This is a genomic window from Stenotrophomonas sp. CCNWLW162 (genome assembly GCF_037203745.1).
Lineage (GTDB): Bacteria > Pseudomonadota > Gammaproteobacteria > Xanthomonadales > Xanthomonadaceae > Stenotrophomonas > Stenotrophomonas maltophilia_AQ.
This window is the reverse complement of the sequence record NZ_JBBCBL010000005.1, coordinates 117774-131028: the sequence shown is the minus strand read 5'-3', so window position 1 is coordinate 131028 and position 13255 is coordinate 117774. Positions and strand designations below refer to the sequence as shown.

At 65.2% G+C, this 13255-nt stretch carries 14 protein-coding genes; 9 read left to right on the top strand and 5 right to left on the bottom strand.

From position 1 onward, the window contains the following. Positions 1-41 precede the first annotated feature (41 nt). Complete coding sequence (locus V9K93_RS15580) at positions 42-407, bottom strand: hypothetical protein (RefSeq protein WP_248298490.1); 366 nt, start codon at positions 405-407, stop codon at positions 42-44. A 166-nt stretch (positions 408-573) separates the two neighbouring features. Here V9K93_RS15580 and rimK point away from each other — a divergent pair, with 166 nt between their 5' ends. The 6 genes from rimK (at position 574) to V9K93_RS15550 (ending at position 5478) form a co-directional block, all read left to right on the top strand. Then, positions 574-1452 carry a 30S ribosomal protein S6--L-glutamate ligase gene (gene rimK, locus V9K93_RS15575; RefSeq protein ID WP_006387331.1) on the top strand — a complete coding sequence of 293 codons (879 nt, stop codon included), beginning with the start codon at positions 574-576 and terminating at the stop codon, positions 1450-1452. A 246-nt stretch (positions 1453-1698) separates the two neighbouring features. Then, positions 1699-2175, top strand: coding sequence for a hypothetical protein (locus tag V9K93_RS15570; RefSeq protein WP_046985458.1), 477 nt, complete (start codon positions 1699-1701; stop codon positions 2173-2175). A 94-nt stretch (positions 2176-2269) separates the two neighbouring features. Then, entirely contained in the window at positions 2270-2740 is a 471-nt protein-coding gene (locus V9K93_RS15565) for a hypothetical protein (protein WP_253079484.1), read from the top strand. A gap of 102 nt (positions 2741-2842) precedes the next feature. Then, entirely contained in the window at positions 2843-3304 is a 462-nt protein-coding gene (locus tag V9K93_RS15560; RefSeq protein ID WP_046985456.1) for a hypothetical protein, read from the top strand. A gap of 166 nt (positions 3305-3470) precedes the next feature. Then, complete coding sequence (locus tag V9K93_RS15555; RefSeq protein WP_005410804.1) at positions 3471-4148, top strand: response regulator transcription factor; 678 nt, start codon at positions 3471-3473, stop codon at positions 4146-4148. Continuing rightward, complete coding sequence (locus tag V9K93_RS15550) at positions 4111-5478, top strand: sensor histidine kinase (RefSeq protein WP_012511942.1); 1368 nt, start codon at positions 4111-4113, stop codon at positions 5476-5478. Before V9K93_RS15555 ends, V9K93_RS15550 begins: the two co-directional genes overlap by 38 nt. Before the next feature lie 200 nt (positions 5479-5678). Here the strand turns inward: V9K93_RS15550 and coaE are convergent, their stop codons facing one another. Genes coaE through V9K93_RS15535 form a run of 3 tightly spaced genes read right to left on the bottom strand, consistent with a single transcriptional unit; the run spans position 5679 to position 8432 of the window. Continuing rightward, a complete protein-coding gene (gene coaE / locus V9K93_RS15545) occupies positions 5679-6290 on the bottom strand; it encodes a dephospho-CoA kinase (RefSeq protein WP_337302844.1) in 612 nt (203 codons plus the stop codon). A gap of 11 nt (positions 6291-6301) precedes the next feature. After that, positions 6302-7165 carry a prepilin peptidase gene (locus V9K93_RS15540; RefSeq protein ID WP_032128827.1) on the bottom strand — a complete coding sequence of 288 codons (864 nt, stop codon included), beginning with the start codon at positions 7163-7165 and terminating at the stop codon, positions 6302-6304. A gap of 7 nt (positions 7166-7172) precedes the next feature. Beyond that, on the bottom strand, positions 7173-8432 hold the full coding sequence (locus tag V9K93_RS15535; RefSeq protein ID WP_337302843.1) for a type II secretion system F family protein: 1260 nt from the start codon (positions 8430-8432) through the stop codon (positions 7173-7175). A gap of 352 nt (positions 8433-8784) precedes the next feature. Here V9K93_RS15535 and V9K93_RS15530 point away from each other — a divergent pair, with 352 nt between their 5' ends. The 3 genes from V9K93_RS15530 to pilB all read left to right on the top strand — a co-directional run bounded on the left by V9K93_RS15530 (position 8785) and on the right by pilB (position 11740). Further along, a complete protein-coding gene (locus V9K93_RS15530) occupies positions 8785-9228 on the top strand; it encodes a pilin (protein ID WP_337302842.1) in 444 nt (147 codons plus the stop codon). A gap of 149 nt (positions 9229-9377) precedes the next feature. Next, positions 9378-9785, top strand: coding sequence for a pilin (locus V9K93_RS15525; RefSeq protein WP_337302841.1), 408 nt, complete (start codon positions 9378-9380; stop codon positions 9783-9785). 221 nt (positions 9786-10006) lie between these two features. Further along, positions 10007-11740 (top strand): type IV-A pilus assembly ATPase PilB, encoded by a 1734-nt coding sequence (gene pilB / locus V9K93_RS15520; protein ID WP_253078782.1) that lies wholly within the window; start codon positions 10007-10009, stop codon positions 11738-11740. A gap of 83 nt (positions 11741-11823) precedes the next feature. On the opposite strand, the gene V9K93_RS15515 is transcribed toward pilB, so the two are convergent. Next, positions 11824-13197, bottom strand: coding sequence for a sigma-54-dependent transcriptional regulator (locus tag V9K93_RS15515; RefSeq protein ID WP_337302840.1), 1374 nt, complete (start codon positions 13195-13197; stop codon positions 11824-11826). Positions 13198-13255 lie beyond the last annotated feature (58 nt).

Below are 13255 nucleotides of genomic sequence, written 5' to 3'. Positions count from 1 at the left end.
GGTGCTGCCTTCGCCGGAGACAGTGCGGCGACTACTGGGCGTCAGTCTGAGTAGAAACCGTTGCCGAGGGTGCCGGGCAGGCCGGGTTCGGGCCACGGCATCAGTGACGTGCAGGCGTCATACAGCGTGCAGAAATCCTGCCGCAGCTGGGCAGGTACCCAGCTGCCGTAGGAAACGTCGGTCGAGTCGCCCTGGCAGGCGTAGGAAACATCGATCCAGCGCGTATTGGCGTGTGAGGCAACGCCCTGGTGCTGTGTCTTGCCTGTGCAGTAGCGCAGGCCCTGGCCGATCAGGGTGTTGTTGGCATCGAAGTAGAGCCGGGAGACTGCATGGGTCGGCGCAGCTTGTACGTCTGTGGCGCCTCCCACCAGGCCAAACAGCAACAACAGCGGAATTCCCATTCGCATCTGTGGTTCTCCTTGGTTTGTGCAAGCCGGCCGTGTCCTGTCCATTGGCCGGCAGGGGCATCTTCGCACAGCACTGCCAGGCGAGCAGATGCCGCCGTTCGCAGAGCATCATCCACCCGCCACACGCCCGCGCTATGCTGCGCGCCTGCCGTCCGATCCCGCCGCGATGAAGCTCGCCATCCTGTCCCGCAACAGCACCCTGTACTCCACCCGCCGGCTGGTCGAAGCGGCGCGCGCGCGCGGCCACACCGTACGCATCCTCGACCCGCTGCGCTGCTACATGCGCATCGCTGCCGATGGCTTCTCGATGCACTACAAGGGCCGGCCGATGACCGGTGTGGACATGGTCATTCCGCGCATCGGCGCCTCGATCACCCGCTATGGCACCGCCGTGCTGCGCCAGTTCGAGCTGATGGGCGCACGCACCCCCAATCCGTCCGATGCGATCCTGCGTTCGCGCGACAAGCTGCGCGCGCACCAGCTGCTGGCGGCCAAGGGCATCGACATGCCGGTCACCGTGTTCGGCGACAACCCCGATGACACCGTCGACCTGCTGTCCATGCTCGGCCCGCCGCCGCACGTGGTGAAGCTCAACGAGGGCACCCAGGGGCGGGGCGTGATCCTCACCGAGAAGGCCAGTGCCTCGCGCGGCATCGTCGAGGCCCTGCGTGGTCTGTACGCCAACTTCCTGATGCAGGAGTTCATTGGCGAGGCCAAGGGCGCCGACCTGCGCTGCTTCGTGGTGGGTGACCAGGTGGTGGCGTCGATGCAGCGGCAAGCGCCGGAAGGTGATTTCCGCTCCAACCTGCATGCCGGGGGGACCGCGGTAGCGGCCAAGGCCAGCCGCGCCGAGCAACAGGTGGCAGTACGTTCGGCCAAGGCACTGGGACTGTCCGTGTGCGGGGTGGACCTGATCCGCTCAGCGCGCGGGCCGCTGGTGCTGGAAATCAATTCCACGCCTGGGCTGGAAGGGATCGAAGCCGCCTGCGGAGTGGATGTCGCCACGCGTATCATCGAGCACGTCGAGAAACTTAAAAAACCCTGATATTTCAATTAATTATGATTCTCATGGGCAAATGACGCCGGCTTTAACGAGCCTTTAATCGGTGCCGGCGTAGGCTTCAGCGAACCGCAGCTCTGCCTCTCAGCAGGATCGGTATCGGGATACAACTTCAGACCCAGGCGGGGGCACCGCCTGGGTCTTTTTTATGCCTGCCGAAGGCCCCTTGTGGAGGCCGCGTGACGGCCGTAGAGTGACGCGCATCGTTCCTGGATGGATCGGAGGCTGGCGATGTACCGCATCACGATGATCGCGTTGTTGCTGGGGCTGTCCGGCGCGGCTGCCGCCAAGCCGGAAAAGACCGCCCTGCAGATGGACCGGCAGGCGCCGGTGGCCGGACAGATCCGCCAGGTGGAGGCAGCCCTGGCCACTCCTGAATACGCCGAGTTGTCCAATGAGGACCGCAGCCGCGTGCAGCAGTCACTGGAACGGATCCGCTCGCGGATGGGCGAACGCCAGACCGTGCAGGAGCTGCCACCGCAGGAGCAGGCCGACGTCTTCAACGAGCAGGAGCGGATCAATACCCTGCTGACCCGTGGCCATGACGACAGCCGCCAGATCTGCACCTACCAGCGCACCACCGGCAGCAACATGCCCAAGGGGCGCTGCCTGACCGTGGCCGAGCGGCGCCGTATCGAGGAAAAGGGCAAGGCCCTGATCAACGACCAGCGCAGCTACAGCAACCTCGTTCCGCCTTCCGGGCGCTGATCCCCGTGTCCCACACCTGCCTTGCGCTGCGCATGGCCGCATCGACAGATTCCCGTTTCTAGCCGTTCAATCATGGACGAACATGGAGGTAGTGATGCAACGCATGACCCCGATTGCCCTGATGGTGTGCCTGGGCCTGGCCGCAACGGCGCAGGCGAAGCCAGAAAAGAGTGAAGTGAAGTTCGACGCCAAGGCACCGGTGGCCGAGCAGATCCAGGCCGTCGAAAAGGCGATCAGCTCCGAGAACTACAGCGAGATCGGCCTGGAGGACAAGAGCCGGGTGCAGCAGGCGCTGGGCCGGATCAAGCTGGCGGTGGGTGACCACCAGCACGTGGAGCAGCTCAGCCCGCACGACCAGACCCAGGTCTTCAACGATCAGGAAGTGATCAACACGATCATGACCCGCGCCCACGCCGACAGCCGCATGGTCTGCCGTCGCGAGCGCAGCACCGGCAGCAACATGCCGCAGAGTGTCTGCCTGACCGTGGCGCAACGCCGCAAGGCGCAGGAAGAAAGCCGCAAGGCGCTCAACGACACCCAGCGCTTCAACAACTACAAGCCCTGATCGCAAGGCATCGCCAACGGTCACCCTGCCGAGCGTCCCTTGTGGGCGCATCGGCGGAGTCGTAAAGTTGGTCCCCATTCATGGAAGAACCTGGAGTGCGTTATGTACCGCAAGACCACGCTGGCCCTGATGCTGTCGCTGGGCCTGGTTGCCACTGTGCACGCCAAGGCCGAGAAGCAAGGCGTTCGGATGGACGGCGGCGCACCGGTGGCCGAGCAGATCCGCCGCGTTGAAGCGGCCATCGGCAGCGAGGACTACAGCGAGATCGGGCTGGAGGACAAGAGCCGGGTGCAGCAGGCACTGAACCGCATCAAGATCAAGATGAATGGCCGTGAGAAGGTTGATGAGCTTGCGCCGCAGGAGCGTAACGACGTCTTCAACGAGCAGGAGATCGTCAACACGATCATGACCCGTGCCCATGCCGACAGCCGCATGATCTGCCGCCGCGAGCGCCTGACCGGCAGCAACATGCCGCAGAGCGTCTGCCTGACCGTGGCCCAGCGCCGCAAGGCCCAGGAAGAAAGCCGCCGCGCGATGACCGACCAGCAGCGGATGAGCCGCTGACCGACGGCCCCGGCCCAGGCCATTCGCGACGGTCGCGGCGCCGGTACGAAATGTTAAGAATGGAACCTGTATCGTTCAGCAGGTAGACGTCGCGTCCACTCCGGCAGGTCCATCCTGCAGGGGTGGGCCTGGCCCCCCGACGACCCTTCAAGAACCAGAGGTTCCAGTGCGCATTCTCGTAATCGAAGACAACAGCGACATCGCCGCCAACCTGGGCGACTACCTTGAGGATCGTGGCCACACCGTGGACTTCGCGGCCGATGGTGTCACTGGCCTGCACCTCGCCGTCGTGCACGAGTTCGACGCGATCGTGCTGGACCTCAACCTGCCTGGCATGGACGGCATCGAAGTGTGCCGCAAGCTGCGCAATGAAGCGCGCAAGCAGACGCCGGTACTGATGCTGACTGCCCGGGATTCGCTGGACAACAAGCTGGCGGGTTTCGATTCCGGTGCCGACGACTACCTGATCAAGCCGTTCGCGCTGCAGGAAGTGGAGGTGCGCCTGAATGCCCTGTCGCGCCGCGGCAAAGGCGTGCAGACCCGCGTGCTGGAAACCGGTGACCTGGAATACAACCTGGATACGCTGGAAGTCCGTCGCCAGGGCAAGCTGCTGCAGCTCAACCCGACCGCGCTGAAGATCCTGCAGGCGCTGATGGAAGCGGCCCCGGCCGTGGTGACCCGCCAGGAGCTGGAAACCCGCGTGTGGGGCGAGGAACTGCCCGATTCGGATTCGCTGCGGGTGCACATCCATGGCCTGCGTGCGGTGGTCGACAAGCCGTTTGAAGTGCCGCTGATCCAGACCCGCCATGGCATCGGATACCGCATCGCCACCCCGGAAGCCTGATTCCGTGGCAGCCAAGGGGGAGCGCCGACGCACGCCGTATCGGCGACGCCTGCGCAGCCGCATCATCGTGTCGTTCGTGTTGTTGGGCTTCTGCCTGACAACACTGTTCGCGTTCGCCACCAACTGGGCCCGCCTGCGCGTGGAAAACCAGCTGGTGGAAGAGCTGATGAACCGCAACATCGATGAGTATGCGCGGCGCTATTACGAACATCCGGGTCACAACCCGGATGCCCCAGTGCTGCAGATCAAGGCGTACGCCTACTCCAAGGACAAATTCGACCGGGTGCGCGAAGAACGTGCGCAATGGGCGGGCTTCTCAGATGGCATCCACAGCGTCAGCGGCGATGAGCACGGCGAGGCGTATTCCTACAAGCTGGCGGTACGCAAGACGCCTGACGCCTGGTTCTTCCTCGCCTATGACATGACCGACAGCGTGCGTGGCGGCAAGCAGCTCAACCGCGCGCTGGTGCTGTCGGTGCTGGTGTTCAGCGTGCTGTCGCTGGTGCTGGGCTGGTGGTCGGCATCGAAGGTGATGAAACCGGTGTCGGACCTGGCCGCGCGGCTGCGTGCCTATCGTGGCGGTACCAGTGATCCCGAACCCTTGGCGCCACGCTTCCCCGACGACGAAGTGGGGCAGCTGGCCCAGGCGCTGGACGACTATTCCTCGCGGCTGACCGAGGTGGTGCAGCGCGACCGGGAGTTCAACGCCGACGTCAGCCATGAACTGCGCACGCCGCTGGCGGTGATCCGTGGCGCTACCGAACTGCTGCTGACCCGGCCCGGCCTGGACGAGAAGGTGCTGCAGCGCCTGCAGCGCATCCAGCGCGCCGAACAGCAGTGCAGCGACCTGATCGGCGCGCTGCTGCTGCTGTCGCGCAACGAGCGCGGGCAGGGCACCAGCAACGTCGCCCGCGTGGCCGAGCAGCTGCTCGATGCACATCGCGCACAGCTGGGCGGCAAGCCGCTGGAGCTGCTGCTGGAAGGCGAGCGCAACCTGGTGATCGATGCGCCCGAAGCGGCCCTGTCGGTGGCGCTGGGCAACCTGATCGGCAATGCCGTGAAGTATTCGCAGGACGGCGAGGTACGCGTGTTCGTCGGCACCAACTCGGTGTCGGTAACCGACAGCGGCCCGGGCCTGAGCGAAGAAGACGCCGCCAAGCTGTTCCAGCGTGGCTACCGCGGCACCCATGCCGGCCATTCGCAGGGCGGTGGTATCGGCCTGTCGATCGTCAGCCGCCTGTGCGACCTGTACGGCTGGCAGGTCAGCGTGCGCCCTGGCGGCGAACGCGGCGTGATCGCCACCCTGACGTTCTCGCCGAAGCCACTGTAAACGGTAGATGCCGACCTTGGTCGGCGCTGGCCCTGACGACCATGTAGAGCCGAGCCCACGCTCGGCTGCGTTGGGCTCCCGGAGCCGAGCATGGGCTCGGCTCTACAGTAGCCTGCGCCATGCATGGACGCCCGATCAGTAGATCCGCGCCATGCGTGGATGCGCTTCGGTAGTGCCGGCGGCTGGCCGGCAACCCGGCCTCAGCCCCCGGCCAACCCCAGATACCGTGCATGCAGCCGTTCCACCTGCACCTGCAGGTCCTCCGGCTGCCCATCATTGACCACCACGTCATCGGCCAGCGCCAAGCGCTGTGCGCGGCTGGCCTGCGCAGCAATCATCTGGTCGGCCAGCGCGGCGTCGATGCCGTCACGCAGCATCAGCCGGGCATGCTGCACGGCTTCCGGCGCATCCACCAGCAGCACCCGGTCCAGCCACGGATAGGCCTGCCGTCCACCGACCTCGGTCAGCAGCGGAATGGCGGCAATTGCATAGGGGCTGGCGGCCTGCTCGCACTGCTGTTGCATCAGCAGGCGGATGGCCGGGTGGGTGATGGCTTCCAGTGCCGCCCGCTCGGCCGGGTCGGCAAACACATGGGCGCGCAGCCGGGCCCTGTCCAGGCCGCCATCGGCCAGCAGCATGTCGGCGCCGAAGCGCTCGGCGATGCGGGCCAGCGCCGGGCTGCCAGCGGCAACCACGGCGCGGGCGGCCAGGTCGGCGTCGGCCACCACGATCCCCAGCGCCTCGAAGCGCCGGGTCACTTCACTCTTGCCCGAGGCGATGCCGCCGGTCAGGCCAACCACATAGCGGCTCATGGGGACTCCCCTCAGCGCAGCCCGCTCATCACCAGGTACTGCTCCACCAATGGCGCACCCCACATGAAGTACAGCCAGCCGGCGATGGCCAGGTAGGGGCCGAACGGGATGGGGGTGGCGCGGTCACGGCCCCTGCTGTACAGCCAGATCGAGCCGATGATGGCGCCCAGCACCGAGGACAGCAGGATGATCGGCAGGATGCCCTTCAGCCCGCACCAGGCGCCCAATGCAGCCAGCAGCTTGAAATCGCCATGGCCCATGCCTTCCTTGCCGGTCAGCTGCTTGAACAGCCACCAGACCGTCCACAGCGACAGGTAACCCACCGCCGCGCCCACCAGGGCAGGCTTGGCCGGCATGTACAGGTTGTCGATGCTGCCTATCAGCCCCAGCCACATCAGCGGCAGGGTCAACTGGTCGGGCAGCAGCTGCGTGCGCAGGTCGATGCCGGACAAGGCGATCAGGAAACAGGTCAGCACAATGGCGCCGAAGCCCTGCCAGCCGAAGCCGAACTGCCAGACACAGGCCAGCACCAGCACCGAGGTCAGCGCCTCCACCAGCGGGTACTGCAGTGAGATGGGCGCCTTGCAGTGCCGGCATTTGCCGCCCTGGATGATCCAGCTGAACAGGGGGATGTTCTCGTACCAGCTCAGCTTGTGCTTGCAATGCGGGCAGTGCGACGGCTCCACCACGATCCCCGGTGGGGGTGGTTCATAGAAGTCCGGTTCCTCCAGGACTTCGCGCGCATCGCGCTTCCACTGCCACTCCAGCCGCTTGGGCAGGCGCAGGATGACGACGTTGAGGAAACTGCCCAGCAGCAGTCCCAGGGCGGCCGCGGCGGGGTAGCCGAGGCCGGGATGCTGGTCGAGAAAAGCCATGTATGTGTTATCCGACGACGGCGCCGAGTTTGAAGATGGGAAGGTACATGGCAATCACCATGCCGCCAACAATGGTACCAATGAACACCATGATCATCGGTTCCAGCAGGCTGCTCAGGGCATCCACCGAATTGTTGACTTCCTGCTCGTAGTACTCCGCCACCTTGAACAGCATGGCGTCCAGCGCACCGGCCTCTTCGCCGATGCCGGTCATCTGGATGACCATGTGCGGGAACAGGTTGGTCTGCTTCATCGACATGTTCACCGGGTAACCCACCGAGACGTCGTCGCGCATGCGCAGCACCGCCTCTTCGTACACGGTATTGCCGGTGGCGCCGGCCACGATGCCCAGCGCCTCCACCAGCGGCACGCCGGCTTTGAAGGTCACCGCCGTGGTGCGCGAGAAGCGGGCGATGGCGCTGTTGTGCATGATCTGCCCGATCACCGGCACCTTCAGCACGAACCGGTCCATCGCATGCTGCATCTTGGGTGAGCGCTTGTAGGCCATGACCAGGCCGACCGCCGTACCGATCGCGACCAGCAGCATCAGCCACCACCACGACACCATGAATCTCGACAGGTTCACCACCAGCTGGGTGAAGGCGGGCAGCTCGGCGCCGAAGCTCTTGAATACGTCCTCGAACTGCGGCACCACGAACACCAGCATGATGCCGCTGACCAGCATGGCCACCACCACCACCATGATCGGGTAGAACAACGCCTTCTTGATCTTGCCCTTCAGTGCTTCGATGTTTTCCTTGTAGGTGGCCACCGTGTCCAGCACGGTTTCCAGTACGCCGGCGCCTTCACCGGCCCGCACCAGGTTGCGGTACAGCTCGTCGAACTGCACCGGGTGCTTGCTGACCGCTTCGTACATCGAGGAGCCGCCCTCGATGTCGGTGCGGATGGTGTCCACCAGTTTCTTCATGCGCGGGTTCTTGTGCCCGCTGGCAATGATGTCCAGCGCCGAGACGATCGGTACACCGGACTTCATCATTGTGGCCATTTGCCGGCTGAAGAAGGCGATGTCCTTGGGCTTGACCGGGCTGCCGGCGGCGCCGAACAACGGTTTCGACTTCGGCTTGACCTGGCCCGGATTGATGCCCTGGCGGCGCAGCTCGGCACGCAGCAGGTTGGCGTTCTTGGCCAGCTGCTCGCCCTTCATTTTCACGCCCCGCTTGTCGGTCCCCACCCAGACAAACGGCTGCAGTTCCATGGTGGCGCGCGCCACCGGCTCTTTCTTGATCGCACTGCGACTGACAGACATGTTGGCTCCCCAAGACCCGCCATCCCCAGGCGGGTAACTAGCCATCGATGGTAGCGGGTTCAAGGCCGGATGGGCAGTTGCCAGGGGGCCCAGCGTGCGATTTCGTGCCGGGTGCCGGCCAAAGGTGACGCACTGCGTCACATTGCCGCGTCCATCGCAGATTCGGATGCGGGGGGTTCCCATCCACGAAATTGCTGCCATCATGGGCGCGGGGAAATCCAGGGGGAGGCGTGCCGGGGTTGGCACGCAACCTGCGTTGATCCACCCGCAGGGTATGGGGCCCGCTCAACCGGCGCTGTCCGGTCCGATCCCGTGCACTGAACTCAACCACCACTATCTTGGGGATGTACCAATGAAGAACCAGAAGGGCTTCACCCTTATCGAACTGATGATCGTTGTCGCGATCATCGCCATCCTGGCCGCCATCGCACTGCCGGCTTACCAGGACTACACCGCGAAGTCGAAGGTCACCGCTGCGCTGGCCGACCTGGCCTCGCACAAGACCCAGTTCGAGATGGAAAAGAGCGCGGGCCGTGCACCGACTCTGGGCACTGCTGGCTTCCAGGCGGCCAACACGGGTTCCTGCGAGACCATCACCGTGGCCGACACCGGCATGATCTGCGCCATCCGTGAGCCGGGTAGCCGCATCGGCGAAGGTGCGACCTTGGCTCTGAACTACACCGATACCGTGACGAACGACTCCGGCGCAATCACCACCCCGGGTGGCTTCGCTTGCGTTGTCACCGGCATGGACAAGAAGTTCATCCCGAAGGGTTGCGGCACCGCTAAGCCCTGATCTAGTTGATGCGTAGGGTGCTTGGGGCTGCGGCTCCTTGCATTCCCGCGAGTTACACAAGGCCCGCTTCGGCGGGCCTTGTGCTGACTGGGCTATGGCATCCGGTCAGCAAGCAGCAATGGGGATTGCTGGACTAAACAGGGGGAATCATGAAAACGTACAAGGGATTCACGCTCATCGAGCTGATGATCGTGGTTGCCATCATCGCCATCCTGGCGGCGATCGCGACGTCGGCGTTCCAGCCCTACGTCGTGCGCACCCAGTTGACCGCCGCGCTGGCCGACATCACGCCGGGCAAGACCAAGGTCGAAATTCTCATCAATGAAAGCCGTTCGGCCAGCCTGGTCACGCCGAACTACATCGGTGTCGCCCAGAACGCCCACTGCTCGAACGTGGAAGCCGAACTCAGCGACTCCGGCGTCGGCCACATCAGCTGCACCTTGAAGGGCCACAGCGCGCTGGAAGGCAAGGACTTGATCCTGCGCCGCTCGGCCGAGGGCATCTGGAGCTGCGACGGCAGCGCCTTCGAAGCGCGCTATCGCCCGAGCGGCTGTTGATCACACTTCCGCTCTCCGATGGGATGCTGGCCGACCCTTGACGGGGCTATCATCACCGGGGGAGTCAGGATCGTGCCTGCCGGGTAGGGAGTGCCAGGCGAGGCAGTGTTGCTCATGGATTGGCGATGCCGTTGGCCGTTGGCTGCGGCAGGTTCTGCTGCCCCGTGCGGTGCCCGTACAAGGCGCACGGCAGTGCATGACCCCATGAGCCAAGGATTCATATGAACGCTGTAACCACCGCCAATCTTGTCGGCATCACCGGCCTGGCCCGACGCCTGGTACAGGACGGCGCCCTGGACGAGACCTCGGCCCGCGACGCCATGGCCAAGGCCGCGGCCGCGCGCCAGCCGCTGCCCACGTGGTTCGCGCAGAACAAGCTGGTCAATGCCTCGCAGCTGGCCGCCGCCAACGCGGTCGAGTTCGGCATGCCGCTGTTCGACGTGTCCACTTTCGATGCCAGCCAGAACGCGATGAGCCTGGTCAGCGAGGAGCTGCTGCGCAAGCACAACGTGCTGCCGCTGTTCAAGCGTGGTGGCAAGCTGTTTGTCGGCACCAGCAATCCGACCCACTCGCTGGACGAGATCAAGTTCCACACCAATCTGGTGGTCGAGCCGATCCTCGTCGACGAGGACCAGATCCGCCGCACGCTCGAACAGTGGCACGCCAGCCATGACACCATCGGCGACGCCCTGGGCGGTGACGACGACGGCATGGGCAACCTGGATGTCGCGGCCGGTGACGAGGATCTTGGCACCAGCAGTGGCGACTCCGGCATCGATGCCAAGGGCGACGACACCCCGGTGGTGAAGTTCGTCAACAAGGTGCTGGTCGATGCGATCCGCAAGGGCGCGTCGGACATTCATTTCGAGCCCTACGAAGACGATTACCGTGTGCGCCTGCGCATCGACGGCCTGTTGAAGATGGTGGCGCGCGCGCCGGTGAAGTTGAACCAGCGCATCGCCGCGCGCCTGAAGGTGATGGCGCAGCTGGACATCGCCGAGAAGCGCGTGCCGCAGGACGGTCGCATCAAGCTCAACCTGTCCAAGACCAAGCAGATCGACTTCCGCGTCAGCACCCTGCCGACCCTGTTCGGCGAGAAGGTGGTGCTGCGTATCCTGGATGGCAGCGCGGCCAAGCTGGGCATCGACAAGCTGGGCTACGAGCCGGACCAGCAGAAGCTGTTCCAGGACGCCATCCACAAGCCGTACGGCATGGTGCTGGTGACCGGCCCGACCGGCTCGGGCAAGACCGTGTCGCTGTATACCGCGCTGGGCATCCTCAACGACGAGACGCGCAACATCTCCACCGCCGAAGACCCGGTGGAAATCCGCCTGCCCGGCGTCAACCAGGTGCAGCAGAACAACAAGCGCGGCATGACCTTTGCTGCGGCGCTGCGCTCGTTCCTGCGCCAGGACCCGGACATCATCATGGTCGGCGAAATCCGCGACCTGGAGACGGCGGAAATCGCGATCAAGGCGGCGCAGACCGGTCACATGGTGCTGTCCACGCTGCACACCAACGACGCGCCGCAGACCATCGCGCGCCTGATGAACATGGGCATCGCGCCGTACAACATCACCAGCTCGGTGACGCTGGTGATCGCCCAGCGCCTCGCGCGCCGCCTGTGCGGCAACTGCAAGCGGCGCTCGACCCTGCCGGAGCATGCGCTGCTGGCCGAGGGCTTCACCCAGGCGCAGCTGGACGCGGGCATCGAGCTGTATGAAGCGGTGGGCTGCGATGAGTGCACCGAGGGCTACAAGGGCCGTACCGGTATCTACCAGGTGATGCCGATGACCGATGAGATCGCCACCATCGTGCTGGCTGGCGGCAATGCACTGCAGATTGCCGAGGCGGCGCAGCAGATCGGGGTGAATGACCTGCGGCAGTCGGCGTTGAAGAAGGCGGCGGCAGGCGTGACCAGCTTGGCCGAGATCAACCGCGTGACCAAGGATTGACGTCGATCCACGCCATGCGTGGATGACGTCGGTCGGCATCGGGTCAGAGCCCTTTCCTGCGGAAAGGGATCCGACCCGGCCGATTACTCCATTCCCAGCTTCTTCAGCTTGTAGCGCAGTGCGCGGAAGGTAATCCCCAGCTGCGCGGCGGTGCGGGTCTTGTTCCAGCGGTTCTCTTCCAGCGCGCGCTGGATGGCACTGCGCTCCAGCTGCTCGATGTACGAGGGCAGGGCGGCGCTGCCGGGCTGCAGGTCAGCCACGGCTTCGGCAGGAGCCGCACCGCCGGGGACGCGCGGGGCATGCTGCGGCAGGCGCAGGTCGTCTGCACCGATGCAGTCTTCCTCGGCCAGCGCCAGCGCCCGTTCCAGGATGTTCTCCAGTTCGCGCACGTTGCCGGGGAAGGCGTACTGGGCCAGTGCCTCCAGCGCCGACGGCGCCAGCAGCGGGGTGGCGCGGCCATGGCTGCGGGCCAGTCGTGCCAGCACTGCCGCGGCCAGCTCCGGCAGGTCCTGGCGACGCTCGCGAAGCGGCGGCACCCTCAGTTCGATCACGTTGATGCGGTAGTACAGGTCGTGGCGGAAACGCCCGTCCTCGACCAGCTCGGCCAGATCGCGATGGGTGGCGGAGAGGATGCGCACGTCCACCGGCTCTTCGTTGGCCGCACCGACCGGTCGCACCGACTTCTCCTGGATCGCGCGCAGCAGTTTCACCTGCATCTGCAGCGGCAGCTCGGCCACTTCGTCCAGGAACAGGGTGCCGCCGTGCGCGGCCTGGAACAGGCCGGGCTTGTCGGCGTGGGCGCCGCTGAAGCTGCCCTTGCGATGGCCGAAGAACTCGCTTTCCATCAGCTCGCCGGGAATGGCGCCGCAGTTGACCGGAATGAACGGTCCGGCCGCGCGCGCGCCCTGGGCGTGGATGGTGCGTGCGACCAGTTCCTTGCCAACGCCGGACTCTCCCAGGATGTAGACCGGCGCCTGGCTGCGCGCGACCTTGCCGATGGTGGTGCGCAGCACGTCCATGGCCGGCGAAGCGCCCAGCAGGCGTGCGCCCTGTTCGGCATTGGGGCCGGGCAGCGGGCGTTCGGCGTTGTTGAGTTCCAGTGCGTGCTTGACCAGTCCACGCAGCACGGCGATGTCCACCGGCTTGCTGACGAAGTCGAAGGCACCGGCCTTCAGTGCTTCCACGGCCAGGTCCATGCTGCCGAAGGCGGTGATCATCGCCACCGGCGTGCGCGGGTAGTGCTGGGCAATCTCGCTGACCAGTTCGATGCCGTTGCCATCGGGCAGCCGCATGTCGGTGATGCACAGGTCGTACGGATTGCTGGCCAGCAGCTCGCGCGCTTCGGCCAGGTTGGCGGCGGTACTGATACGCAGCCCCATGCGGCCGAGGGTCAGTACCAGCAGTTCGCGGATGTCGCGTTCATCGTCGACGACGAGGGCGCTGCGGGTTTCGTTCATGGGCGTGAAAGATAAACGAGGGGGCTGGAAGCGACAAATGTTTGACGCACAGAATCAG